Raw genomic sequence first — 22,379 nt, 5'->3', positions numbered from 1 at the left:
TTAGAGAAAGGAATCAATATGAAACAAGGAGATTTTACAGAGGTTGCAAAGCATTATCATAATAGACCTGCTTATAGTCCATTTTTACTTGAAAAACTTGTATCTTGTATCAATGATAAAAATAAAAATTTAAAAGATTTAAATATTGTTGAAGTAGGAGCTGGAACTGGAAAACTTACTAAGATGCTGGGAGAAATGTTTGGATGCCAAATTAGTGCTGTGGAGCCAAATGATAATATGCGTAAAGAAGGGCAAAAATTTACACAAAATTTATCAAATATTTCTTGGCACAAAGGAAGTGGTGAAGAAACCTGCATGAGCAATAATCAAGCTGATTGGGTCATCATGGCTAGTTCTTTTCATTGGACAGATCCTAAAAAATCTCTCCCAGAATTTAATCGTATATTGACAGGGGGGGTATTTCACTGCGATTTGGAATCCTCGCCACATTGTAGAGGGTTCGGTTTTTGATGAGATCGAAAAGGAGATTAAACATATTGTTCCAGAGCTTGCTCGTGTAAGCAGTGGGGTACAAAATGTTAAAAAATGGGAAGAAATTCTTGTTTCAACAGGAGATTTCATAGACTGCTTTTTTATGGAGTGTGACTATAAAGAGTTTTGGGATAAAGAGCGTTATCTTGGAGCTTGGCATTCTGTAAATGATATACAAGCACAAGCAGGTGAAAAAAGATGGCAGGAAATTTTAGAGATGATAGAAGCTAAAATTTCTCATATGCAAAGTATAGAGATTCCTTATAAAATAAGAGCATGGACAGCTAGAAAAGCATATAAAATACCTCCTTTTTTTTCATTAAGCTTGTCAAAATGAAAAAAGGAAATAAAATGCAAAAACTAGTAGAACAAGTGTGGGATTATACCAAGCATGCTAAATTTTATAGCTATAGACCAAATTATGCTCCAAAAACTATAGATATGCTAATTAGTCTTATTGGAAAAAAAGATATCAAAGTGGCTGATATCGGTGCAGGAACTGGAAATTTAAGCATTATGCTTTTAGAAAGAGGATGTAAGGTAGTATCTGTAGAACCAAATGATGCGATGCGTGAGATCGGGATAGAAAGAACTAAAGGTGAGAAGATTGACTGGGTTAGAGCAACAGGCTTAAACTCAACACTCCAAAATAGTGAATTTGATTGGGTGACTTTTGGTAGCAGTTTTAATGTAATGGATAGAAATGAAGCCTTAGAGGAAGCACATCGCTTATTAAAATCAGAGGGATATTTTTCTTGTATGTGGAATCACAGGGATTTAAACGATCCTGTGCAAAAAATAGCTGAAGATACTATTGTAGAATTTGTACCAAATTATACAAGGGGAACAAGAAGAGAAGATCAAAGACCAATTATAGAGAGTCGAAAGGATCTTTTTGATAATATTGTTTATATTGAAGAGGATTTTTATTTTCATCAAAGCATTGAAAATTATATTAATGCATGGAAAAGTGTTAAAAATCCTTATTGGGATTTGGAGACTGATGAAGGAAATGAACTTTTTAATAAAATTAGTGATAAAATTTCACAAAGACTTCCTAAGGAATTTAGCATAAAATATACCACTCGTTGTTGGAGTGCTAAAAAAATATAAAACTAAGGAAAAATATGGCGGAGTTAAATTTTAAAACCAAAGCACAAAATTTAAAAAATTTACAAACAAAATTAAAAAAAGCAAAAGTTCTACCTTTGGTTTTAACTTCGCTTGAAAAATTAATATCAAATGAAGATAAAGTTTTACGGAATATTCAAACTTTAAAGGCTAATAGACTCATTATAAGAAGTTCTTCTTTAAGTGAAGATAGTATGAAAAACTCCAATGCAGGTGCTTTTCTTTCTTTGGCAAATATTAAAGCTGATTCTAAAGATGAGTTATTAAAAGCTTTATATGAAGTTGCCAATTCTATGCCATCAAAAAGCGATGAAATTTTAGTTCAACCTATGCTTGAAAACATTACTCTTTGTGGAGTTGGTTTTAGTGTTGATAAGGATAATTTTTCCCCTTATTTTTGTCTTCAATATGATGAAAATGGTTCAAATAGCTCTATTACAGATGGAAGTAGTAAGAGTGCAAAAACTTACTATCATTACAGAGATTATTTAGAATTTAAAGATATTAGACTTCAAAAAATTATAGAACTTATAAAAGAATTAGAAGTTTTATATGACTGTTGTTTTTTAGATGTTGAATTTGCATTTGCTATTCAAGATGATAAGGAAGAACTTTTTTGCTTGCAAGTGCGTCCTTTGGTTATGCATGAAAAAAATAATTTATTTCATTCTTTACCAAAAGAAGCTTTATATAGATTTTATAAACGTTTTGAGTCTTTAAAAGAATCAAGATCTAGAGTTTTGGGAGATAAAGCTATTTTTGGGATAATGCCTGATTGGAATCCAGCTGAAATCATAGGGTTAAGGCCTAAGCGTTTAGCTTTTAGTTTATATAAAGAAATCATTACGGATAATATCTGGGCGTATCAAAGAGATAATTATGGCTATAGAGATTTAAGATCCCATCCTTTAATTCATTCTTTTTTAGGCATTCCTTATGTGGATGTAAGATTATCTTTTAATTCTTTTATACCAAAAAAATTAGATGAAAATATCGCACAAAAACTTGTCAATTTTTACTTAGATAAGCTTAATAAAAATCATGAATTGCACGATAAGATTGAATTTAATATTGTTTATTCTTGCTATGATTTTAATAGTTCTAAAAAATTAGAAGAACTTTTAAATCATGGTTTTAATGAAAATGAAATCAAAAGATTAGAATTTTCATTATTAGAACTTACAAATAAGATTATTAATTCTAGATCAGGGCTTTATTTAAAAGATATACAAAAAGCATACAAGCTAAAAGAAAGATATGATGGCATTATTAATTCTAATTTTTCTTTAATTGATAAAATTTATTGGCTTATTGAGGAATGCAAGCGTTATGGAACCTTGCCTTTTGCGGGGGTGGCTAGGGCTGCATTTGTAGCAATGCAACTTTTAAATTCTTTAGTTGAGATTGATTTTATAACCAAAGAGGAAAAAGATGATTTTTTAAATTCACTCAATACAGTGAGTAAAAATTTAAGCAAACAAACAAACCATCTTAATTTTCACAACAAAGATCAATTTTTGAAAGATTTTGGACACTTAAGAGCAGGAACTTATAATATTTTATCTCCAAGATATGATGAAGATTTTGAACTTTATTTTGATGTGGATCAAAAAGATAGTAAAGTTTATTTACAAGATAAAGTTTTTGTTTTTTCAAAAGAAAAGACAAAAGCTTTAAATGCTTTACTTAGAGAGCATGGATTAGAGATTAATGCTTGTGAATTTTTTGATTTTTTAAAGCAGGCTATCGAGGGTAGAGAGCTCGTTAAATTTGAATTCACTAGATTGCTTTCTAAAGCTATAGTTTATATAGAAGAATTAGGCAAATATTATGGCATTGAAAAAGAAGATTTGGCTCATCTTGATATAAAAAGCATTTTAAATCTTTATTCTAGTCTTTATTCTATAAATCCAAAAGAGCAGTTTGTAGAAGAAATTAATCGCAATAAAAAAGAATATGAACTTACACAAGCTATAAAACTTCCTTCTTTGCTTTGCAATGCCGATGAAATTTTTTCTTTTTATAATCATAGTATTATTCCAAATTTTATTACACAAAAGAGCATTACTGCATTTACGGCGAAGGAAAATGATAAAGATTTAGAAGGAAAGATTGTTTTAATTTATGCAGCAGATCCTGGATATGATTATTTATTTACAAAAAATATAGCAGGACTTATTACATGTTATGGGGGTGCTAATTCACATATGGCCATTCGTGCCTCAGAACTTGGAATGCCTGCTGTTATAGGAGTTGGAGAAGAAAATTTTGAAAAATATTTAAAAGCTAAAAAAATAAATATAGAATGTGAAAGTGAGCAAATATTTTGTTTATAGGTATTACTCAAAGACTTATTTGCAACGAAAGTTATCATGAAGAAAGAGAATGTTTGGCTTTGGATTGGGGAAAATTATTTAATAAAGATTTATTTAAAAATTTTACTCCTCTTCCTCTTAGCTATGAAATAGATTTTTCTCATTATAAACATCTAGTAAAAGCTGTGATATTAAGCGGTGGCAATGATTTAAGCTTTTATAGTCCTAATGTTTTATCTAAAAAGAGAGATTTATACGAAAAGCAAGTTATAGAAATTTGTTTAAAAGAAAAAATACCACTTTTAGGAATTTGCAGAGGAGCTCAGATGATAGCTCATTATTTTAACAGCCATATAAGTCCTTGTGAAAATCATATAGGCAAACATAAAATATTTTTCTCAAAAGAAAAATTTATAAGCAATTCTTTTCATAATTTTGCTATTGAAAAATTAGGTGAAGATCTTGTAGAACTTTGCTTAGCAAAAGATAATACTATAGAAGCTTTTAAACATAAATATGAAAATATTTTTGGTATAATGTGGCATATTGAAAGAGAAAATGGACTTAATAATATTCAAATTTTAAAAGAGTGGTTTAGTTTAATCAAGGAATAATATGAATGCAATTATCTTAGCAGCAGGTTTTGGATCAAGGCTGATGCCTTTAACAAAAGATCAACCAAAGTGTATGGTTGAGTATAAAAATAAAAAAATAATAGATTATGAAATCGAAGCTTTAAAATCAGCAGGTATAAACGAAATAGCTGTTGTGGGTGGATATTTAAACGATGTGCTAAAAAATTATCTTAATAAATATGATATTGAGCATTTTTTTATTAATTCAAAATATGATAAAACCAATATGGTTCATACTTTTTTTTGCGCTAAAGATTTTATGTTAAAATGCATCGAAGAAAAACAAGATTTGATTATTTCTTATGCGGATATTGTTTATTTTCAAGATTGCGTGCAAAAGCTTATAAATGCCAAAGAAGAACTTGCTATAGTGGTTGATAAGTCTTGGCGTAAGCTTTGGAGCAAACGCTTTGCAAATCCTTTAGAAGATGCTGAAACATTAAAGATGGCAAATGGTTATATTATAGAACTTGGAAAAAAAGCTAATGTCTATGATGAGATAGAAGCTCAATATATAGGACTTTTTAAATTTTCTTATCAATTTCTTTCTGAAGTTATTGCTTTTTATGAAATGCTCGACCGAGATATTTTATATGATAATAAAAATTTTGAAAATATGTATATGACAAGTTTTTTGCAGGTTTTAATTGAAAAATACAATAATGCAAAAGCAGTGGAAATTGATGGCAATTGGTGTGAAATTGATTTTATGAGTGATTTAAAAATTAATTTCATATAAAATCAATAGGGTCAATATCCGCGCTTACATTTTTAAATTGCAAAATATAATTTTCAATTGCCACTAAAACTTTATGATTTTCACTTCTAAGTAATAAATAAAAACGATATTTTCCATGTAGCATTTCAACTCCACAAATTCCATAGCCTACCAATTCTACCTGTTTGATATTTCTAAATTGAGAAACAAATTTTTCACAAAGATTTTTCGAGGATTGCTGATCTTTATCTTCTATAAGAACTCTTAAAAGGCGTTTAAATGGAGGATAAAGATCTTTTCTATTTTCTAATTCATCTTTCAAAAAAGCATCATAATCCTCTATATACCTTTCAAAAAAAGCTCTATTTTTTGTTTGCAAAAGTACTCTTGCTTCGCCTTTACGCCCTGCTCTACCAGCAACTTGCATAGCTAAAGCTAAAGTTTCTTCACTCGCTCTAAAACTAGGACGCAACAAATACTCATCAAGCCCTAAAATCACACTCAAATCCACACTATGATAATCATGCCCTTTAGCAAGCATAGAGGTGCCAATAAGTATATCGATCTTATTTTCATTAAAGTCTTTTAAAATAGTATTAAGCTTTTTAACGCTTGTGATTTCATCGCTATCAAATTTTGCTATTTTTGCTAAAGGCAAAGCATTTTGCAAAAGCTCTAAAAGTTCAGCAGTCCCCATTTTTCTAGCTTCTAACATTTCTCCTTTGCAACTTGGACAATTTTGCTCTATTAAAGAAGTATAATTACAATAATGACATTTTAAAACATTTTTCTTTTTATGCATACTCATAGCAATAGAACAAAAAGGACATTTTATCGTTTCCCCACAATCCTTGCAAATGATTTGCCTAAAATTAGCCCTTGTAGGTAAAAACACTATAGCTTGTTTTTGATGTTTTAAACTTTTTTCTAATTCACTTAAAAGCATAGGCGTTATACCAAGCTCATTTTCATCATATAAAAAATGCTTTTTACTCTCAAAAAAAGTTCCTTTTAGTCTAAAACTTTTTTGTTTGTAAAAACTCGTTAAAGATGGGGTTGCAGAACCTAAAACCACTTTAATATTATTTTTTTGACCCAAAAAAAGTGCTAAATCTCTTGCATTGATAAAAGGCTGATTAGAAGCCTTGTAAGAATGATCATGTTCTTCATCTACTACAATAAGTCCTAAATTTCTAAAAGGCAAAAACAAAGCCGATCTTGCACCCGCTACTAAAAGCACTTCTCCCTTGCAAAAACGCTCTAAATATTCTTGCTTTTTTTTCTTTGAAATTTTAGAATGCCACAGGAAAAAATTATCCTTAAAATACACTTCCAAACGCTTTTTCATTTGTGGAGTAAGTGCGATTTCTGGCATCAAAAGCAAAGCTTGCTTACCCTGTTCTAAACACTCTTTTATCAAAGAAATATAAATTTCAGTCTTGCCACTACCCGTATCAGCAAAAAGCAAGGAATTATTTTCTTTTTGAAGAAAACTTAAGGCATTTTGTTGTTGATTGCTTAGCTTAGGGGTATCTTTAAAAAACATTTTTTGACATTCATACTTAGGACTAGTTTCAAAAAATCCCAAAACAAAACCAAGTTTTGAAGCATAATAATAAACAATAAAATTTGCCAATTCAAACTGCAAAGGAGTTAGAAAATATCCTGTAATTTCTTTAATTTCTACGGTTTTAAAATCAGGTTTTTGACATTCTTTAAGCACGATGGCTTTAAGGTTTTTTTTAGTTTTTAAATCCACTAATACTTGTGTTAAAGGTTTGATTTCATCAAAACTATGAAAAGTTAAATTATCCAAATACAAACCACAAATTGCAAGTTCATAATATCTTATATCAGATCTTTGCATCTAGAACTTCCTATACACTTTAACAAACCTTCTTTAGAATCATAAATAAATTCAACCATCTCTTTGGCATTTAATGCAAATCTATAGTGATTTTTACCTATTTTTATCCAAGATTTAAAATCAGAGTAAATAGGTGTATCAAGCAAAGAATAATCACAATCATTTAAACAATAAAAGAGTTTTTCTTTGGCTTGATTGTTTTGCGCATTATCTAAAATTTCTGGAAAATTTAAATTTTTAAGTCTCATTTGACTACGCATTAAAGCAAGAGCTGAGCTTAGCATTTCATAGTCCATTTTTAATTTTAAAATTTTAACCTCATCTTTTGTAGTATTGGTAAAAGATAAAGATAAGCTTGATAAAATTCCCAAAATCAAAATCACAAAAACAAGCTCAAGCAGAGTAAAAGCTTTATTCATTTTGTCGGGAGTTCTTCATTGATTGCTTTTATTAGTTTCTTAAGTTCTCTTTCTAAAATATAATTTTCATAACTTTTTTTAACAAACGCATCTACAAAGCGTTTAAGTTCTATTTTTTTAGTACCGCCAGAAATCAAAGCGATATCATCTTCTAAAAAATTTGCAAATTCTTCACTACACTTAACAATGAAATCTTTTGCATTAACATTAACAATGACTTGTTTTAGATTATCTGCCAAGAACAGCCTCTATTTTCTTATAAATATCTTCGCTTTCTATATTGCGAGATTTAAGTTCTTCTTCTAAACGCATGATTTGATTACTTTTTGCTTCATTTTGTGCTTTAACGCTTACAAGCTCATTTCTTAAAGCCTCATTGGCTTCGCAAACTTCGTTATACTTTTCAATTAATTCATTTACTTTATCTGTCATAGTATTGATTATTTTTTCATCAAACATATTTTTGCCTTCTTAAGAAATTTGTAATTTATGGAAAATATTATTTGATATTGTAGCAGAAAAAAATTTAAATTTAGGTTTTTATTGTCAATTAATTTTTAATTAAAGCATTTTCTTTTAAAATTTTTTCAAAAATAAAAATAAAGTAGAAAAATGTTAGAACTTACCAGCGAATTTAAACCCAGTCCTGATCAACAAGAAGCCATAAAAGGCATAGTAAAAAGTATAAAAAAAGGCAACAAATATCAAACCTTACTAGGAGTTACAGGAAGTGGAAAAACCTTTACCATGGCAAATATCATTAAAGAACTTAATATACCTACTCTTATCATGAGTCACAACAAAAGCCTTTGTGCACAACTTTATAGCGAATTTAAAGGCTTTTTTTCTAAAAATCATGTGGAATATTTTATATCTTATTATGATTATTATCAACCTGAAGCCTATATCCCACGCACTGATGTTTTCATAGAAAAAGACAGCTCAACCAATGAAGACTTAGAGCGTTTAAGACTGAGCGCTACTGCTTCTCTTTTAAGTTATGAAGATGTAGTTTGCATAGCTAGTGTTTCGGCAAATTATGGACTTGGTAATCCAAATGAATACATAGGCATGGTTTTAATCTTTGAACTAGGTATGCAAATTTCACAAAAAGAACTTTTAAAAAAACTTGTAGATATGGGTTATAAAAGAAATGATAATTTTTTTGATCGTGCAGATTTTAGAGTTCAAGGAGATATTATAGACATTTATCCAGCTTATTATGAAGATGAAGTAGTAAGACTTGAATTTTTTGGCGATGAGCTTGATGCTATGTATCATTACAATGTTTTAGAAAATAAAAAAGGCAAAGATTTAAAACGCTTCATACTCTATCCTACAAGCCAGTTTAGCGTGGGCGAAACAAGATTAAAACAAGCAATAAAAGACATAAAAACAGAACTTAACGAACGCCTTGCTTATTTTGAACATGAAAATAAACTCGTAGAATATCAACGCCTTAAACAAAGGGTTGAATTTGATCTTGAAATGCTTACAAGCACAGGAATGTGTAAAGGCGTTGAAAATTATGCAAGGCATTTAACAGGACTTAAAGAAGGTGATACTCCTTATACGCTTTTTGATTATTTTGCGATTAAAGATAGAAAATTTCTTGTTATAATTGATGAAAGCCATGTATCTTTACCACAATTTAGAGGTATGTTTTCAGGAGATAGAAGCAGAAAGCAAACCTTGGTAGATTATGGTTTTCGTTTGCCTTCAGCCTTGGATAACCGTCCTTTAATGTTTGATGAATTTATCCATAAAAATTGTCAATTTCTTTTTGTTTCAGCTACACCCGCACCTTTAGAACTTGAACTTAGCAAAGAAAACATCTTTCATCAAATCATGCGTCCTACAGGACTGCTTGATCCTTTGATAGAGTTAAAAGATAGTGATAATCAGGTTGAAATTTTATTTGATGAGGCTAAAAAAGTCATACAAAGGAACGAACGAGTTTTAGTAACCGTGCTGACTAAAAAACTCGCTGAAGAACTTACAAGGTATTATTTAGAGCTTGGTATAAAAGTCAAATACATGCACTCAGACATCGATGCTATAGAACGCAATGAAATCATAAGAGGTTTAAGAAGCGGTGCTTTTGATATGCTAATTGGCATTAACTTACTTAGAGAAGGACTAGACCTACCTGAAGTTTCACTCATTGCCATTATGGATGCAGATAAGGAAGGCTTTTTAAGAAGTACAACAAGTTTAATCCAAACCATGGGAAGAGCAGCTAGAAATGTTAATGGTAAGGTTTTGCTTTTTTGCAAAAAGATTACAAAATCCATGCAAGAAGCTATGGATACCACCAATGAACGTCGCAAACTTCAAATGGCTTATAATAAAAAATATAATATCACGCCAGCTTCAGTCAAACGCCATATTGAAGAAAGCTTGAAAAATGAAGAGGATTTAGGCGAAATTTATCGCAAAGGTAAAAAACTAGAAAAAATGCCTGCTAGCGAAAGAGCAAAACTTGTCAAAGAATTAAGAAAGCAAATGCTTGAAGCAGCAAAAGCACTTGAGTTTGAAAAAGCTGCTGCTATTAGAGATGAGATTAATAAATTAAGGGATTTATAATAAAAATATATCCCTTGTTCTAACTCCTGCCTCATTAAGTAAAGCACTTAAAATTTCATACTGAAAGTCTTGTAAGGGACGTTTTTCTTTTAAAACTATACCTATGACCCCTTTAGTTTTTTCTCCATCTTCTATAGGTAAATACATAGCATTGGCATTAGGCAGGGTATTTGTGCAAACACCTGCTCTTTCTTTATTTGTTGCAACCCATTGAGCAATAGCAATCTCATCAGCACTAAAACAATTTTTTAACATTTGCTTATCATCGTTAAAAAACAACAAAGGTTTCGATAAAATATTGTTTTTATTTATAGGATAAATAATAATAGGTAAATTTAATAATTTTAAAGCTTGATTTCCAAGTTGTTCCCAAAGCTCTTGTTTGCTTTTTACTCTTGCTAACTTTTCACTATTTTCAAGCAAAATAGCTGTTCTATAAGCTCTTTTAGTGAGTTCTTTAGATTGCAATTTTAATCTTCTAGTAAAAACAGCTGTTAAAAATCCAACTATAAACATAGTTGTAAAAGTAATAATATTTCCACTATCATGAACTTTAAGACTAAAAATAGGTTCTAAAAAGAAAAAATTATAAATCAAGACACTTACCAAAGAAGAATAAAAGGCGAAAATTTTATTATCAGAAATAAAAGAAGAAGCAAAAACTGCTAAAATAAAAATCATAACTATATTACTTGGCTGAGTATTAAATTTATGAAATACAAAAGCTATAAAAGTTGCTAAAAGCAAAACTCCTGTGATTTTTAAAAAACCTAAAAAATCAAAACCTTTTTTACTTCGTATTTTAGGAGTAGAAATTTGATTTTCATTAACAAGATATAAATCAATATTGGGTGCTTTTTTAGCAACGGCTTCAAAAATCTCTTCTTTAAACTTTTTTTTATCTTTATTTTTACCTAAAACAATTTTAGAAACATTGCTAAGGCTTGAATACTCTGCAATTTGTCTTGCTATATCATCATCATATACGCTAATGATTTCAGCATCAAAACTTTTAGCTAGTTCTATATTTTCTTCTAAGGCTTTTTCTTCTTTAATATTGGGATTTTTTATATAAAGCGCACTCAATTTAGCATGAAAAGCTAAAGCAAGTCTTGCAGCTGCACGAATAACCTTTGCATTTGAAGCATTAATACAAACTAAAATATGCTCTCCAGTATGATAAGCTAAATCATCATTAATAAGCCTTTGTTCACTTGCTCTTAAATTCACTCTTGAAGCAAGTCTTCTTAAGGCAATCTCACGCAAAGCTATAAGTCTTTCTTGGCGAAAGAAATTTTCAAGTGCTAGTTTAGCTTGTTTTTCCTTATAAATTTTGCCATCTTGCATTCTTTTTAAAAGCTTATTGGGTTCAATATCAACAAGTTCAACCTGATCAGCATCATCAAAAATACGATCAGGAATACGCTCTTTAACTTCTATCTTACTGATATTAGCGACTAAATCATTTAAACTTTCTAAATGTTGTATATTTAAAGTAGTATAAACATCAATACCTGCTTTTAGAAGTTCTTCTATATCTTGAAAACGCTTTTCATTACGCAAACCTTTAGCATTAGTGTGTGCAAGCTCATCTACTAAAACCAAAGCAGGTTTTCTCTTAAGGGTAGCGTCTAAATCAAATTCTTTTAATACTATATTTTTATAAGGAATTTCAAGATTAGCTATACTTTCAAAACCTTGTGTTAAAGCCATTGTTTCAGGTCTATCGTGAGGCTCTATATAGCCTAAAACAACATCAACTCCATTATCCCTTAAAGTTCTAGCTTCACTTAACATAGCATAAGTTTTTCCAGAACCTGCAGCATAACCTAAGAAGATTTTTAATTTTGCAAGTTTGTTTTTTTCTTCTTCCTTGGCTTTAACCTCAAGTTTTTTAAGAATTTGTTCAGGACTTTGTCTTTGCATGTTTATTCTTTTTTCATGGCTTTAGCAATAGCTATATTAACGGCTAAAACATTAACTTTTTCTTCCCCAAAAATCCCTAAAAATTTAGACTCTGTATTTTCTTGAATGATTTTTTCTAATTCTTCTTTGGTGATTTTTGAAGATTGACTTATCCTAGGAATTTGCACTAGGGCTGCTTGAAGACTGATATGAGGATCAAGACCTGATCCTGAAGCGCTTAACAAATCCAAAGGAATTTGTTCTTTTGTAATTTGCGGATTTTCATCTAAAAATTTTTGCAAATCTTTTTGCACACGCTCTTTCAAAGCAGGATTTGACATAGCATAATTAAATCCACCTGAACTTACACTGCTTTCATTTGTATCACTTGTATTGTAATTTGACACAGATGTTCTTGAATGTAGAAAATAAGGCTTATTAAAATCTTGACCCAAAAGCTTTGAACCTACCGCTTTGCTTATATCCAAAGTCGGACGACCTTCTTTATCCACTAAACTTCCACTTGATTGATAAGGAAAAATAAATTTTGCAACTGTATTTAAAGCAAAAGGATAAATAAGAGTACACAATATTAGCATTACCACAAAAAAACTAAGCAAAGTTCTAAGCATATCACACTCCTAAAATTCTAAGTATCCAAGCTGTAGGAATATCAATTATTTTTATCCCTATAAAAGGTGCTATCATACCACCTAAACCATAAATACTCAAATTTCTTAAAAGCAAATACTCACTTTTCATAGGCTTAAATTTAACTCCACGCATAGCAATAGGTATGAGCAAAGGTATAATAATAGCATTAAAAATAAGTGCTGATAAAATAGCACTTTGCGGGGTAGCCAAATGCATAATATTTAAAATTTGCATTTGAGGTAAAACCACACTAAACATAGCAGGTAAAATAGCAAAATACTTAGCAATATCATTTGCCATACTAAAAGTTGTAAGACTGCCTCTAGTAATAAGCAAACCTTTTCCTATTTCAACCACTTCTAAAATTTTAGTAGGATTAGAATCAAGATCTATCATATTGGCTGCTTCTTTGGCTGCTTGAGTTCCTGAGTTCATAGCTATACCTACATCAGCTTGTGCAAGAGCTGGAGCATCATTGGTTCCATCTCCTGTCATGGCTACTATCTTACCTTGGGCTTGTTCTTTTTTAATGGCTTCTATTTTATCTTCAGGCTTGCATTCTGCTATAAATCCATCAAGCCCTGCTTCTTTGGCTATAGTAGCTGCTGTTAAAGGATTGTCTCCAGTACACATTAAAGTTTTTATGCCCATTTTTCTAAGCTCATCAAAGCGCTCTTTAAGTCCTGGTTTTACTGTATCCTTTAAATAAATCACTCCTAAAATTTTTTCATTTTTACACACTACCAAAGGAGTGCCACCAAGATTTGAAATTTCCATTACCTTAGTTTCTAAATCGCTAGGAATTTTTCCATTCATTTCGCTTATATAAGCTCTTATAGCATCGAAAGCACCTTTGCGAATTTTTGTATTATCTTGCAAATCCACACCACTCATTCTATTTTGAGCGCTAAATTCGATAAATTCTTTAATATCATTACCTTTTAATTCATAACCCATTTTTTGAGCCAATGCAACTATGCTTTTGCCTTCTGGAGTTTCATCTTTTAAAGAGGATAAAACACAAGCTTTAATCATTTCGTCTTTGCTTATACCTTGAACTTCATAAAATTCATTTGCCAAACGGTTTCCAAAAGTAATCGTTCCTGTTTTATCCAAAATCATAGTATCAACATCACCACAACTTTCAACAGCCTTGCCTGAAAGTGCGATCACATTAAAACGCGTTACCCTGTCCATACCTGCTATTCCTATAGCTGATAAAAGCCCCCCTATAGTTGTAGGAATAAGACATACAAGCAATGCTACTAACCACGAAATAGGCAAGCTCACGCCTAAAAATTGCATAAAAGGATATAAACTTACAACCACTACTAGAAAACTCAAACTAAGCACAATTAAAAGAGTATTAAGAGCAATTTCATTTGGAGTTTTTTGACGCGCAGCACCTTCTACAAGATTGATCATTTTATCTAAAAAACTTTCCCCAGCTCCAACTAAAATTTTAATCTTTAAAAAATCAGTTAAAACCGTAGTCCCACCTGTAACAGAAGAAAAATCACCGCCCGCTTCACGCATAACAGGAGCACTTTCACCTGTAATAGCTGATTCATCAACACTTGCAGCACCTTCTATAATTTCTCCATCATTAGGTATAAGTTCACCTGCTTTAACTAAAACTATATCACCTATTTTTAACTCGCTAGAATTAAGCATTTCTTCACTGCCATCACTTTTTATGCGTCTAGCTTTAGAATCCTTTTTACTTTGTCTTAAGGTAGCTGCTTGGGCTTTACCCCTTCCTTCTGCAATACTTTCTGCAAAATTTGCAAAAAGCAAGGTTACAAATAAAATAAAAGTGATTAAGATGTTATAAATTCTTTCATCAGAATTTCCATTAAACAAAGTAGGAAAAATACTTAAAATCAAAGTAAGAATCAATCCAACTTCCACCATAAACATAACAGGATTTTTTATCATAAAACGTGGATCAAATTTTAAAAATGCTCCTTTTATGGCATTATTTAAAATTTCTTTTGTAATGAGTTTATTTTGTTTTTTAGACATTGACTCTCCTTAATGCCATAAAGATAAATATTCTGCAACGCTTGATAAAGTAAGCACTGGAAAAAAAGTAAGTGCAGCAAAAATATATATAATACAAACAAGCACAAACATAAAAGTTAAATTATCCGTTTTTAAAGAATTTGCAGTATTTTCTTGTGTATTTTTAGCCAAAAGCGATCCAGCTATAGCAAGCTGAGCTATTAAAACCAAATAACGCCCACAAAACATAGCAAAAGCTGTACTTAAATTCCAAAATAAATTATCATCTTTTAAACCTTCAAGTCCTGAACCATTATTTGCTGCCGAAGAACTAAATTCATACAAAATTTGAGCCAAGCCATGAAAGCTAGGATTGCTTATACTATCTTTTGCAAAAACAACAGCTAATGCACTTAAAACAAGGATTAATAAAGGATGGATAAGAATTACCAAAGCTATAAGCTTCATTTGTGCGCTTTCTATTTTTTTACCCAAGAATTCTGGAGTTCTGCCTATCATTAATGCACAAATAAACACGGTTAAAAGCACATAAATAATCATATTCATAAGCCCTACTCCTTCGCCACCAAAAGCTACATTTAACATCATATTTAACAAAGTAGCACTGATGCTTAAAGGATTTAAACTATCGTGCATATTATTGACGCTTCCTGTAGTAAAAGCAGTAGTTACAGCACTAAATAAACTCGAACCATCTGTGCCAAATCTTATTTCTTTACCTTCTAAATTTCCCAAATTTGCATTTAAACCAAAAGAATCCAAATTTGGATTTGACATTTTTTCGCTAAAATAAATTAAAAGCAAAGAAATGATAAAAATAATCCCCATTGCACCAAAAATAACTCCCCCTTCTTTTCCCATAAGAGCAAAACCTTGTCTTTCTTTTCTATGATAAACCATCAATCCAAAAGCTACAACACAGGCGCTAGGAATAAGCATCATAGATAAAATTTGTAAAAAATTTGTAAGTGAAGTAGAATTTTCAAAAGGCATACTTGAATTAGCACCAAAAAAACCACCCCCATTTGTCCCTAAATGTTTTATAGACTCAAGAGCTGCAACAGGACCTGTGGCAATACTTTGAAATTTATTTTCTAAAGTAAGCACGCTAAAATTTGCGTGATAGTTTTGCACTACGCCTTCAGAGATAAAAATTACAGCCAAAATAAAACTTAAAGGCAACATCAAACGCGTAATAATACGCGTAAAATCTTCATAAAAATTTCCCATTTGCATGCCACATAAAGCACGACAAAAAGCCATACAAGCAGAATATCCACTTGCACTTGAAACAAACATAGCAAGTAAAATGCCTGTATTTTGCGAAAGCAAACTTAAAGCACTCTCTCCACTATAATGCTGAAGGTTTGTATTTGTAATAAAACTAATTACAGTATTTAAATTCAAATCCCCTTTCATAGAATTTATCGAATTGGGATTTAAAAAAAGTTTATCTTGCAAATAAAAAATCACGAAAGAAAAAATAGCCACTAAGGCATTAAAAGCAATTAAATGCAAAGAATATTTTTGCCAAGTCATATTTTTTCTATCAATTGCACAAATTTTATAAATTAAATTATCAATTGGATTAAAAATAAAATCAAAAATAGTTTTTTTACAGCTTGCAATTTTATAAAGATAATTTCCAAAAATTAAAGCCAATATAAAAGCTATAATCAGTGTTATTAAAATTTCTAGCATATTTTTCCTTTAAAATTTTTCAGGATATAATAGAGCATAAAATAAATAAAGAGCAAGTATTAAGCTTAAAACTAGTAAAAATATCATCCGCGTGTCCTAGTTTGAATTTCACAAAAACGGATAAAAAACCATAAACTACCAAAAGCTAAAAGCAGAAGCAAAGCAAAGATAACATCCATAGGATAGCCCTTTCTCATTGATTCAAAATAGGATTTATTCTATCCTTGTTAAGCTTATATTTTGATTAATACTAATTTTATGATTTATTTATAATTTTTATCTATATTAAATAAAAAGACAAATGAAAAATTTAGCAGGAAAAATCCTGCTAAAAATTGTTAAAGATAACCCGCTGCCATAGCGATAAAATATCCTGCTATACAAGAAGTGATTACACCTATAAGACCTGGTAAAATAAAACTATGATTGATAACAAATTTACCAATGTGAGTAGTACCTGATCTATCAAATTGTATAGTAGCTAAATCGCTTGGATAGGTTGGTAAAATATAATACCCATAACAAGCAGCCGCAAAGGCAACAATTACACCAGGTTCAACACCAATTCCTAAAGCCAAAGGAACAAAAGCCGAAATAGCTGCTGCTTGAGAGTTTACAAATTTTGAAATTAAAAGAAGCATTACAGCATAAGTCCAAGGATGCTCTTTTACTATATCTCCAAGTGCTGCTTTCATCATAGGAGTGTGAACTGCAAACATAGTATCAGCCATCCAAGAAATTCCAAAAACCGCAACAAGCGCTATCATACCTGATTTAAAAATTTCATTAGAGCCGATTTTCTTTGCATCTGTTTTAGTAAAGATGATAATCAAAGAACCTGCTAAAAGCATAAACATCTGAATAACTGAAACCATGGATAAAACATCCATTTTAGGGTTACCTAAAGCATCTACTTGAGGAATGCCATTTTTTACAACTTGTCCCCAGTTTGGACGCAAAAAATCAAATACACCCAATAAAGCTACTAAAGCAATAGCTCCTAAGAAAATCCACATTGCAACCCAATTGCTTTTTGGAAGTTTAACACCTAAAAGTGTTTTAGAATCCCCATAAACATATTTTTTAAATTCAGGATCTTTAAGTTTTTCTTGAAATACTTCATCTTTATCCAAATCTTTTCCTCTAAACCAAGAAAAAATTCCTATACACAATACACCAAATAATGTACTAGGTATAGTAATTTGAAGAAGATTGATATAACCATCAAAACCTGCTAATTTATGATTAGCATTTAAAAGCAAAGCAGTCAAACTCACAACAGCCACAGATACAGGAGATGCAATAATACCCATTTGTGATGATATAGAAGCTGCTGCCATTGGACGCTCAGGGCGAATACCATTTTTAATCGCTATATCATAAATAATAGGCATAATAGTATAAACCACATGTCCTGTTCCACAAAGTATAGTCAAAAAGCAGGTTACAAAAGGTGCTAGTATTGTTAAAAACTTAGGATTGCGTCTTAAAATTCTTTCTGCTATTTGAAGCATAACATCTAAACCACCACTCGCTTGCAAAGTTGCACTCGCAACCACCACCGCTAAAATTGTAAGCATAACATCTATAGCTGGTTTTCCAGGCTTTATATGAAAAGCAAATACAAGCATTAAAATACCTATACCACCAAGCAAACCAAGCGCTATACCGCCTTTTTTTGCACCGTAAAAAAGACAAATTAAAACGATAATGATTTGGACTGCAAATTGCCCTCCCTCACTAAGGCTTGTTAAAAAGTCCATTTTAACTCCTTTGAAAATTGATATTTAAAAACAGTTATTATTGTATCACATTTTTAAATTAAAGAATAATATTTATAAAAATAAAAATAACAATTTTTTAAATTATTTAAATTAAATTTAAATATAAAACACAAGCGTAATGGGTTTGACAGATTGTATAGAATTTTATCCTTCAAGTTCATATATTTTTTTTCTATCTGTAGAGCTTGCTATATTAAGATGTTTGCGATATTTTGTAATAGTTCTTCGTCCTATATCGACCTTAAATTCTTCTTTGATTAATTCTAAAATTTTACTATCGCTTAAAGGTTTATTGCGATCTTCATTCTTTACTAAATTTGCCACAAATTCTTTAACACCTACATTTGAAGTCTCTCCCTCTTCATCAAGAGCAAAAGCAAAAAAATCACGCAAGGGAATAAGTCCTCTTTCACAACTTAAATATTTATTTGCCACAGCTCTTGATATAGTCGAAGCATTACGTTCTAAATCAAGTGCTAAATCCTTAAAAGTCATAGGTTTTATCTCTTTTCCCATGAAAAAATCATATTGATATTCTACTATCATAAGCCCTATTTTATAAAGAGTAGCTTTTCTCATCGCTAAAGCATCAACTAAATTTTTTGCTTCTTTGATGTAATGATTTAAAAAATCATACTCTAAACCATCAGTTTGGATTGAAATTTCAGGATAATAATCATCATTGATTTTTACTTTAATTTCACCATTTTCTTTATAAACAAAAATATCAGGAACAATTATACGAGAATCTTCAAAATATTCCAAAAAAGGAGGAGTGCTAAAACGCTTAAGTACAGCTAATGCTTCTTTATATAAAGGCTCTTTGGTATAGTTTTGTATATTTTCAAAATCCATAATCAACATTCTACAAAATTCATCAATATCTTCATCTAACTCCATATTTTCAAGAGCAAATAAAAATGCTTCTTTATAATCTTTAGCTCCCACTCCTACAGGATCTAAAAATTTAAATCTTGCTCTTACTCGCTCAATTTCTTCCAAAGAATACTCTTTTAAAAATTCTTCATCGTATTCAAAATATCCTTCCTCATTTAAGCATTCTATAATTTTTTTTGCAAGTTCTTGAGATTTGTTTGTAGGAAACAAAGGAGGAAGAATCTGTTCATTTAAAAGCTCATAAACACTTTTTTTGGCAAGTCCTTTACTATCCACAAAAGCCGAATTTACATTATGTTTATAAAATGAATCAAAATAATTCTTACCCTTATCATGAGTTTGTATCGAATCTTGAACATTTAAGAAAGGATTATCCTCAGCAAATTTATCTAAATTTTCTTTTAAATCCTCTATGTTTGCTTGTAAAATCGGCAACCAAGAGCGTAAAGTTTGAGAAATTTTAGTCTTGGGTGCTTGAGTGATTTTTTGCTTTAACATCAATCAAGGAGTTTAAACTCCGCTCCTAAATAATACTTTTTCACGTCTTTATTGGTTGCAATTTCATCAGCATTCCCACTAGCAAGTAAAGAACCTGATCTTATAACATAAGCTCTATCACAAATAGCCAAAGTCTCACGCACATTATGATCAGTAATTAAAACCCCAATCCCTAATCTTTTAAGCTCTTTAATTAAAGTTTGAATTTCAGCCACTGCTATAGGATCAACACCTGCAAAAGGCTCATCAAGAAGCAAAAACTTAGGTTCGCACATCAAGCTTCTAGCGATCTCGCAACGCCTTCTTTCACCTCCACTTAAACTTAAACCTTTCCTTAAACGAATAGGTTCTATACTTAAAAGTTCAAGCATTTGCTCAACTTTATCATGTAAAATTTTTTTATCTTTATAAAAAATCTGAGCCGCTAAAAGCAGGTTATCTTCTACACTTAAATCCTTAAAAATACTACTTTCTTGAGGTAGATAACCTATCCCTGATCTAGCTCTTTTGTTTAAAGGATCTTTTGTTACATCCAAACCATCTAAAAGAACTTTTCCACTACTTGGAGAAATAAGTCCACATATCATATAAAAAGTTGTTGTTTTTCCTGCGCCATTTGGCCCTAAAAGTCCTACAACTTCTCCGCTATTAACCTCTAAAGAAATTCCATGTATAATCTTAGTTTTTTTAATAATTTTTTCTAAATTTACAATTTCTAATTTACTCATAAATTTCATACTTTCTTTTATTATCTTTAATGCTAATTTTAATCTGGATAGTAGAAATTCCAAATTTCATTAAAGTTTTTTTCAAATTTTCACCGCCCCATTCAACCAAATGTAAACCTTTTTCAAAAAAATTTTCAAATAAACCATTCGCTAAAAGTCCTTCTAAACCTTCTTGATAAATATCATAATGATAAATGCAAATATCATGATTTTCATATTTTTGCATAGTGGAAAAAGTTGGAGAATCTACCCTTGCATCAAGACCAAGAAATTTAACCCAAGCTTGCACCAAGCTTGTTTTTCCGCTAGCCAAATCTCCTTGAAGCAAAACAACACCTTCTTTAGGCATTATTTGAAGCATCGTTTTGATCTCATCTTTTGCTAAAATAAATTCTTTCATAATTTTACCACATATTCATTTTGTGCATTTTTAGGAATGCTTTTCGTGCTAGGTATAGCTAGGACTTTATATTTTTGAGTGTATTCAATAAAATGTAAAGTGATAATATCACCCACCTTAATCTCTTTACTCGCTTTAACAATAACGCCATTAATCCCCACTATGCCACTTTTACACATATCTTCAGAAATAGCTCTTCTTTTCGTGATATTAACTACATTTAAAAATTTATCTACTCTCATAAAAGCAATTTTAGCAAAAAAAATCAATTTTTGGAACAAAATTTGCTTACGCCTTTGCTTTATTTTTTAAGAAAATAGCAAGTAAAAACTTTTCTTTAATGAAATTTGGATACAATTTTACAATTTTCAAATCTATTTTAGCAAAGGATATCTTATGAAAAATGAAGTAAAAAAAGTAGTTTTAGCGTATTCTGGGGGGCTTGATACGAGCATCATTTTAAAATGGCTTCAAGATGAGTTTAATTGTGAAGTTGTAACTTTTACAGCAGATATTGGTCAAGGCGAAGAACTCGAACCTGCAAGAAAAAAAGCCCTTTCTTTAGGTATAAAAGAAGAAAATATTTTCATTAAAGATTTAAGAGATGAATTTGTTAAAGATTATGTATTTCCTATGTTTAGAGCCAATGCGATTTATGAAGGAGAATATCTTTTAGGAACAAGTATAGCAAGACCACTTATAGCAAAAACTCAAGCACAAATTGCCCTGCAAACAGGTGCTGATGCGGTAAGTCATGGTGCCACAGGCAAAGGAAATGATCAAGTGCGTTTTGAACTTGGTTATCTTGCTTTTAATCCCGATTTAAAAATCATCGCTCCATGGCGTGAGTGGGATTTAAACAGTCGCGAAAAACTCCTTGCTTATGCACAAAAACACGGTATTGATATTTCTAAGAAAAAAGGAAAATCTCCTTATTCTATGGACGCAAATTTACTTCATATTTCTTATGAAGGACTTGTTTTAGAAGATCCTGCACACGCACCCCAAGAAGATATGTGGAGATGGAGTAAAAGCCCAAAAGACGCTCCAAATGAAAGTGAAATTATAGAACTTGATTTCCAAAAAGGAGATTTAGTAGCGATAAATGGAGAAAAACTAAGTCCTGCAGGACTTTTAACCAAACTTAACGAACTAGGCTGCAAACATGGTATAGGACGCCTTGATATAGTAGAAAATCGCTATATAGGAATGAAAAGTCGTGGTTGTTACGAAACTCCAGGCGGTACTATACTTTTAAAAGCACACAGAGCTCTTGAAAGCATCACGCTTGATAAAGAAGCAGCACACTTAAAAGATGAACTCATGCCAAAATACGCAAGTTTAATTTATAATGGCTATTGGTTCTCGCCTGAAAGAATGATGCTTCAAGCCTTAATCGATGAGTCTCAAATTCATGCCAATGGTAGAGTAAAACTCGAGCTTTATAAAGGCAATGTGATGGTTATAGGACGCGAAAGTGCAAATGATAGCTTGTTTAACGCAGCTTATTGTACTTTTGAAGAAGATGAAGTGTATAATCAAAAAGACGCAGCAGGCTTTATTAAGCTTAATGCTTTGCGTTTTATCATTGCAGGAAAAAATGGAAGAAAATTTTAATAAAGGA

Annotated in this window: 19 protein-coding genes and 2 pseudogenes; 7 read left to right on the top strand and 14 right to left on the bottom strand. The window is 30.8% G+C overall.

Annotated elements, in window-relative coordinates:
• Positions 1–18 precede the first annotated feature (18 nt).
• The 5 genes and pseudogenes from AJ930_RS05155 to AJ930_RS05135 all read left to right on the top strand — a co-directional run bounded on the left by AJ930_RS05155 (position 19) and on the right by AJ930_RS05135 (position 5,312).
• Positions 19–829: pseudogene (locus tag AJ930_RS05155) on the top strand (class I SAM-dependent methyltransferase).
• 14 nt (positions 830–843) lie between these two features.
• Positions 844–1,605, top strand: coding sequence for a class I SAM-dependent methyltransferase (locus AJ930_RS05150; RefSeq protein WP_002936407.1), 762 nt, complete (start codon positions 844–846; stop codon positions 1,603–1,605).
• 14 nt (positions 1,606–1,619) lie between these two features.
• Positions 1,620–3,959: a PEP-utilizing enzyme gene (locus AJ930_RS05145; protein WP_070274695.1), complete on the top strand. Its 2,340-nt coding sequence runs from the start codon at positions 1,620–1,622 to the stop codon at positions 3,957–3,959.
• Positions 3,950–4,552 (top strand): gamma-glutamyl-CDP-amidate hydrolase, encoded by a 603-nt coding sequence (locus AJ930_RS05140; protein WP_070274696.1) that lies wholly within the window; start codon positions 3,950–3,952, stop codon positions 4,550–4,552. The genes AJ930_RS05145 and AJ930_RS05140 overlap by 10 nt, the downstream gene beginning before the upstream one ends.
• A 1-nt stretch (position 4,553) precedes the next feature.
• A complete protein-coding gene (locus tag AJ930_RS05135) occupies positions 4,554–5,312 on the top strand; it encodes a CTP:phosphoglutamine cytidylyltransferase (protein WP_070274952.1) in 759 nt (252 codons plus the stop codon).
• Here AJ930_RS05135 and AJ930_RS05130 read toward each other — a convergent pair.
• The 4 genes from AJ930_RS05130 to AJ930_RS05115 are packed head-to-tail and all read right to left on the bottom strand — an operon-like array spanning position 5,305 to position 8,036.
• Complete coding sequence (locus AJ930_RS05130; protein ID WP_083263156.1) at positions 5,305–7,158, bottom strand: primosomal protein N'; 1,854 nt, start codon at positions 7,156–7,158, stop codon at positions 5,305–5,307. The genes AJ930_RS05135 and AJ930_RS05130 overlap by 8 nt on opposite strands.
• Positions 7,140–7,577: a prepilin-type N-terminal cleavage/methylation domain-containing protein gene (locus tag AJ930_RS05125; RefSeq protein ID WP_052859007.1), complete on the bottom strand. Its 438-nt coding sequence runs from the start codon at positions 7,575–7,577 to the stop codon at positions 7,140–7,142. The genes AJ930_RS05130 and AJ930_RS05125 overlap by 19 nt, the downstream gene beginning before the upstream one ends.
• Positions 7,574–7,816: a hypothetical protein gene (locus AJ930_RS05120; protein WP_002854947.1), complete on the bottom strand. Its 243-nt coding sequence runs from the start codon at positions 7,814–7,816 to the stop codon at positions 7,574–7,576. Before AJ930_RS05120 ends, AJ930_RS05125 begins: the two co-directional genes overlap by 4 nt.
• The gene (locus AJ930_RS05115) at positions 7,806–8,036 is read right to left on the bottom strand and encodes a hypothetical protein (protein ID WP_002852327.1); all 231 of its coding nucleotides are present in this window, start codon (positions 8,034–8,036) and stop codon (positions 7,806–7,808) included. Before AJ930_RS05115 ends, AJ930_RS05120 begins: the two co-directional genes overlap by 11 nt.
• Positions 8,037–8,189: 153 nt before the next feature.
• Between AJ930_RS05115 and uvrB the strand changes: the two genes are divergently transcribed.
• The gene (uvrB, locus tag AJ930_RS05110; protein ID WP_070274951.1) at positions 8,190–10,163 is read left to right on the top strand and encodes an excinuclease ABC subunit UvrB; all 1,974 of its coding nucleotides are present in this window, start codon (positions 8,190–8,192) and stop codon (positions 10,161–10,163) included.
• Here the strand turns inward: uvrB and AJ930_RS05105 are convergent.
• From AJ930_RS05105 to AJ930_RS05065, 10 genes and pseudogenes are all read right to left on the bottom strand, one after another.
• Complete coding sequence (locus tag AJ930_RS05105) at positions 10,158–12,089, bottom strand: sensor histidine kinase (protein WP_002871322.1); 1,932 nt, start codon at positions 12,087–12,089, stop codon at positions 10,158–10,160. The two genes, uvrB and AJ930_RS05105, sit on opposite strands and share 6 nt — an antisense overlap.
• Before the next feature lie 2 nt (positions 12,090–12,091).
• Entirely contained in the window at positions 12,092–12,700 is a 609-nt protein-coding gene (gene kdpC, locus AJ930_RS05100) for a potassium-transporting ATPase subunit KdpC (protein ID WP_002861367.1), read from the bottom strand.
• Position 12,701: 1 nt separating this feature from the next.
• Entirely contained in the window at positions 12,702–14,747 is a 2,046-nt protein-coding gene (gene kdpB, locus AJ930_RS05095; RefSeq protein WP_070274950.1) for a potassium-transporting ATPase subunit KdpB, read from the bottom strand.
• 9 nt (positions 14,748–14,756) lie between these two features.
• Positions 14,757–16,448 carry a potassium-transporting ATPase subunit KdpA gene (kdpA, locus tag AJ930_RS05090; RefSeq protein WP_070274949.1) on the bottom strand — a complete coding sequence of 564 codons (1,692 nt, stop codon included), beginning with the start codon at positions 16,446–16,448 and terminating at the stop codon, positions 14,757–14,759.
• Between the two features lie 9 nt (positions 16,449–16,457).
• Positions 16,458–16,645 (bottom strand): annotated as a pseudogene (gene kdpF / locus AJ930_RS10005) (K(+)-transporting ATPase subunit F).
• Positions 16,646–16,786: 141 nt separating this feature from the next.
• Positions 16,787–18,211 carry an anaerobic C4-dicarboxylate transporter gene (locus AJ930_RS05085; protein ID WP_002871326.1) on the bottom strand — a complete coding sequence of 475 codons (1,425 nt, stop codon included), beginning with the start codon at positions 18,209–18,211 and terminating at the stop codon, positions 16,787–16,789.
• A 165-nt stretch (positions 18,212–18,376) separates the two neighbouring features.
• A complete protein-coding gene (locus AJ930_RS05080) occupies positions 18,377–19,627 on the bottom strand; it encodes an RNA polymerase factor sigma-54 (RefSeq protein WP_070274948.1) in 1,251 nt (416 codons plus the stop codon).
• Entirely contained in the window at positions 19,627–20,355 is a 729-nt protein-coding gene (gene lptB, locus AJ930_RS05075) for an LPS export ABC transporter ATP-binding protein (protein WP_002855252.1), read from the bottom strand. Before lptB ends, AJ930_RS05080 begins: the two co-directional genes overlap by 1 nt.
• A complete protein-coding gene (gene tsaE, locus AJ930_RS05070; protein WP_044778954.1) occupies positions 20,348–20,755 on the bottom strand; it encodes a tRNA (adenosine(37)-N6)-threonylcarbamoyltransferase complex ATPase subunit type 1 TsaE in 408 nt (135 codons plus the stop codon). The genes lptB and tsaE overlap by 8 nt, the downstream gene beginning before the upstream one ends.
• Positions 20,752–20,997, bottom strand: a complete 246-nt coding sequence (locus AJ930_RS05065) for an RNA-binding S4 domain-containing protein (RefSeq protein ID WP_070210754.1) — start codon at positions 20,995–20,997, stop codon at positions 20,752–20,754. The genes tsaE and AJ930_RS05065 overlap by 4 nt, the downstream gene beginning before the upstream one ends.
• Before the next feature lie 154 nt (positions 20,998–21,151).
• Between AJ930_RS05065 and AJ930_RS05060 the strand changes: the two genes are divergently transcribed.
• On the top strand, positions 21,152–22,372 hold the full coding sequence (locus AJ930_RS05060; protein ID WP_070274947.1) for an argininosuccinate synthase: 1,221 nt from the start codon (positions 21,152–21,154) through the stop codon (positions 22,370–22,372).
• Positions 22,373–22,379: the final 7 nt, after the last annotated feature.

The organism is Campylobacter sp. BCW_6871 (assembly GCF_001762325.1).
Lineage (GTDB): Bacteria > Campylobacterota > Campylobacteria > Campylobacterales > Campylobacteraceae > Campylobacter_D > Campylobacter_D jejuni.
The sequence above is the reverse complement of the archived record's forward strand: the minus strand, read 5'-3'. Positions and strand labels throughout refer to the sequence as shown.

What these genes read in the sequence shown, in the direction of transcription:
- AJ930_RS05150 (WP_002936407.1), top strand. Translation starts at nt 844, where the DNA reads ATGCAAAAACTAGTAGAACAAGTGTGGGATTATACCAAGCATGCTAAA.
- AJ930_RS05145 (WP_070274695.1), top strand. Translation starts at nt 1,620, where the DNA reads ATGGCGGAGTTAAATTTTAAAACCAAAGCACAAAATTTAAAAAATTTA.
- AJ930_RS05135 (WP_070274952.1), top strand. Translation starts at nt 4,554, where the DNA reads ATGAATGCAATTATCTTAGCAGCAGGTTTTGGATCAAGGCTGATGCCT.
- AJ930_RS05130 (WP_083263156.1), bottom strand. Translation starts at nt 7,158, where the DNA reads ATGCAAAGATCTGATATAAGATATTATGAACTTGCAATTTGTGGTTTG.
- AJ930_RS05125 (WP_052859007.1), bottom strand. Translation starts at nt 7,577, where the DNA reads ATGAATAAAGCTTTTACTCTGCTTGAGCTTGTTTTTGTGATTTTGATT.
- AJ930_RS05115 (WP_002852327.1), bottom strand. Translation starts at nt 8,036, where the DNA reads ATGTTTGATGAAAAAATAATCAATACTATGACAGATAAAGTAAATGAA.
- uvrB (WP_070274951.1), top strand. Translation starts at nt 8,190, where the DNA reads ATGTTAGAACTTACCAGCGAATTTAAACCCAGTCCTGATCAACAAGAA.
- AJ930_RS05105 (WP_002871322.1), bottom strand. Translation starts at nt 12,089, where the DNA reads ATGCAAAGACAAAGTCCTGAACAAATTCTTAAAAAACTTGAGGTTAAA.
- kdpC (WP_002861367.1), bottom strand. Translation starts at nt 12,700, where the DNA reads ATGCTTAGAACTTTGCTTAGTTTTTTTGTGGTAATGCTAATATTGTGT.
- kdpB (WP_070274950.1), bottom strand. Translation starts at nt 14,747, where the DNA reads ATGTCTAAAAAACAAAATAAACTCATTACAAAAGAAATTTTAAATAAT.
- kdpA (WP_070274949.1), bottom strand. Translation starts at nt 16,448, where the DNA reads ATGCTAGAAATTTTAATAACACTGATTATAGCTTTTATATTGGCTTTA.
- AJ930_RS05085 (WP_002871326.1), bottom strand. Translation starts at nt 18,211, where the DNA reads ATGGACTTTTTAACAAGCCTTAGTGAGGGAGGGCAATTTGCAGTCCAA.
- AJ930_RS05080 (WP_070274948.1), bottom strand. Translation starts at nt 19,627, where the DNA reads ATGTTAAAGCAAAAAATCACTCAAGCACCCAAGACTAAAATTTCTCAA.
- lptB (WP_002855252.1), bottom strand. Translation starts at nt 20,355, where the DNA reads ATGAGTAAATTAGAAATTGTAAATTTAGAAAAAATTATTAAAAAAACT.
- tsaE (WP_044778954.1), bottom strand. Translation starts at nt 20,755, where the DNA reads ATGAAAGAATTTATTTTAGCAAAAGATGAGATCAAAACGATGCTTCAA.
- AJ930_RS05065 (WP_070210754.1), bottom strand. Translation starts at nt 20,997, where the DNA reads ATGAGAGTAGATAAATTTTTAAATGTAGTTAATATCACGAAAAGAAGA.
- AJ930_RS05060 (WP_070274947.1), top strand. Translation starts at nt 21,152, where the DNA reads ATGAAAAATGAAGTAAAAAAAGTAGTTTTAGCGTATTCTGGGGGGCTT.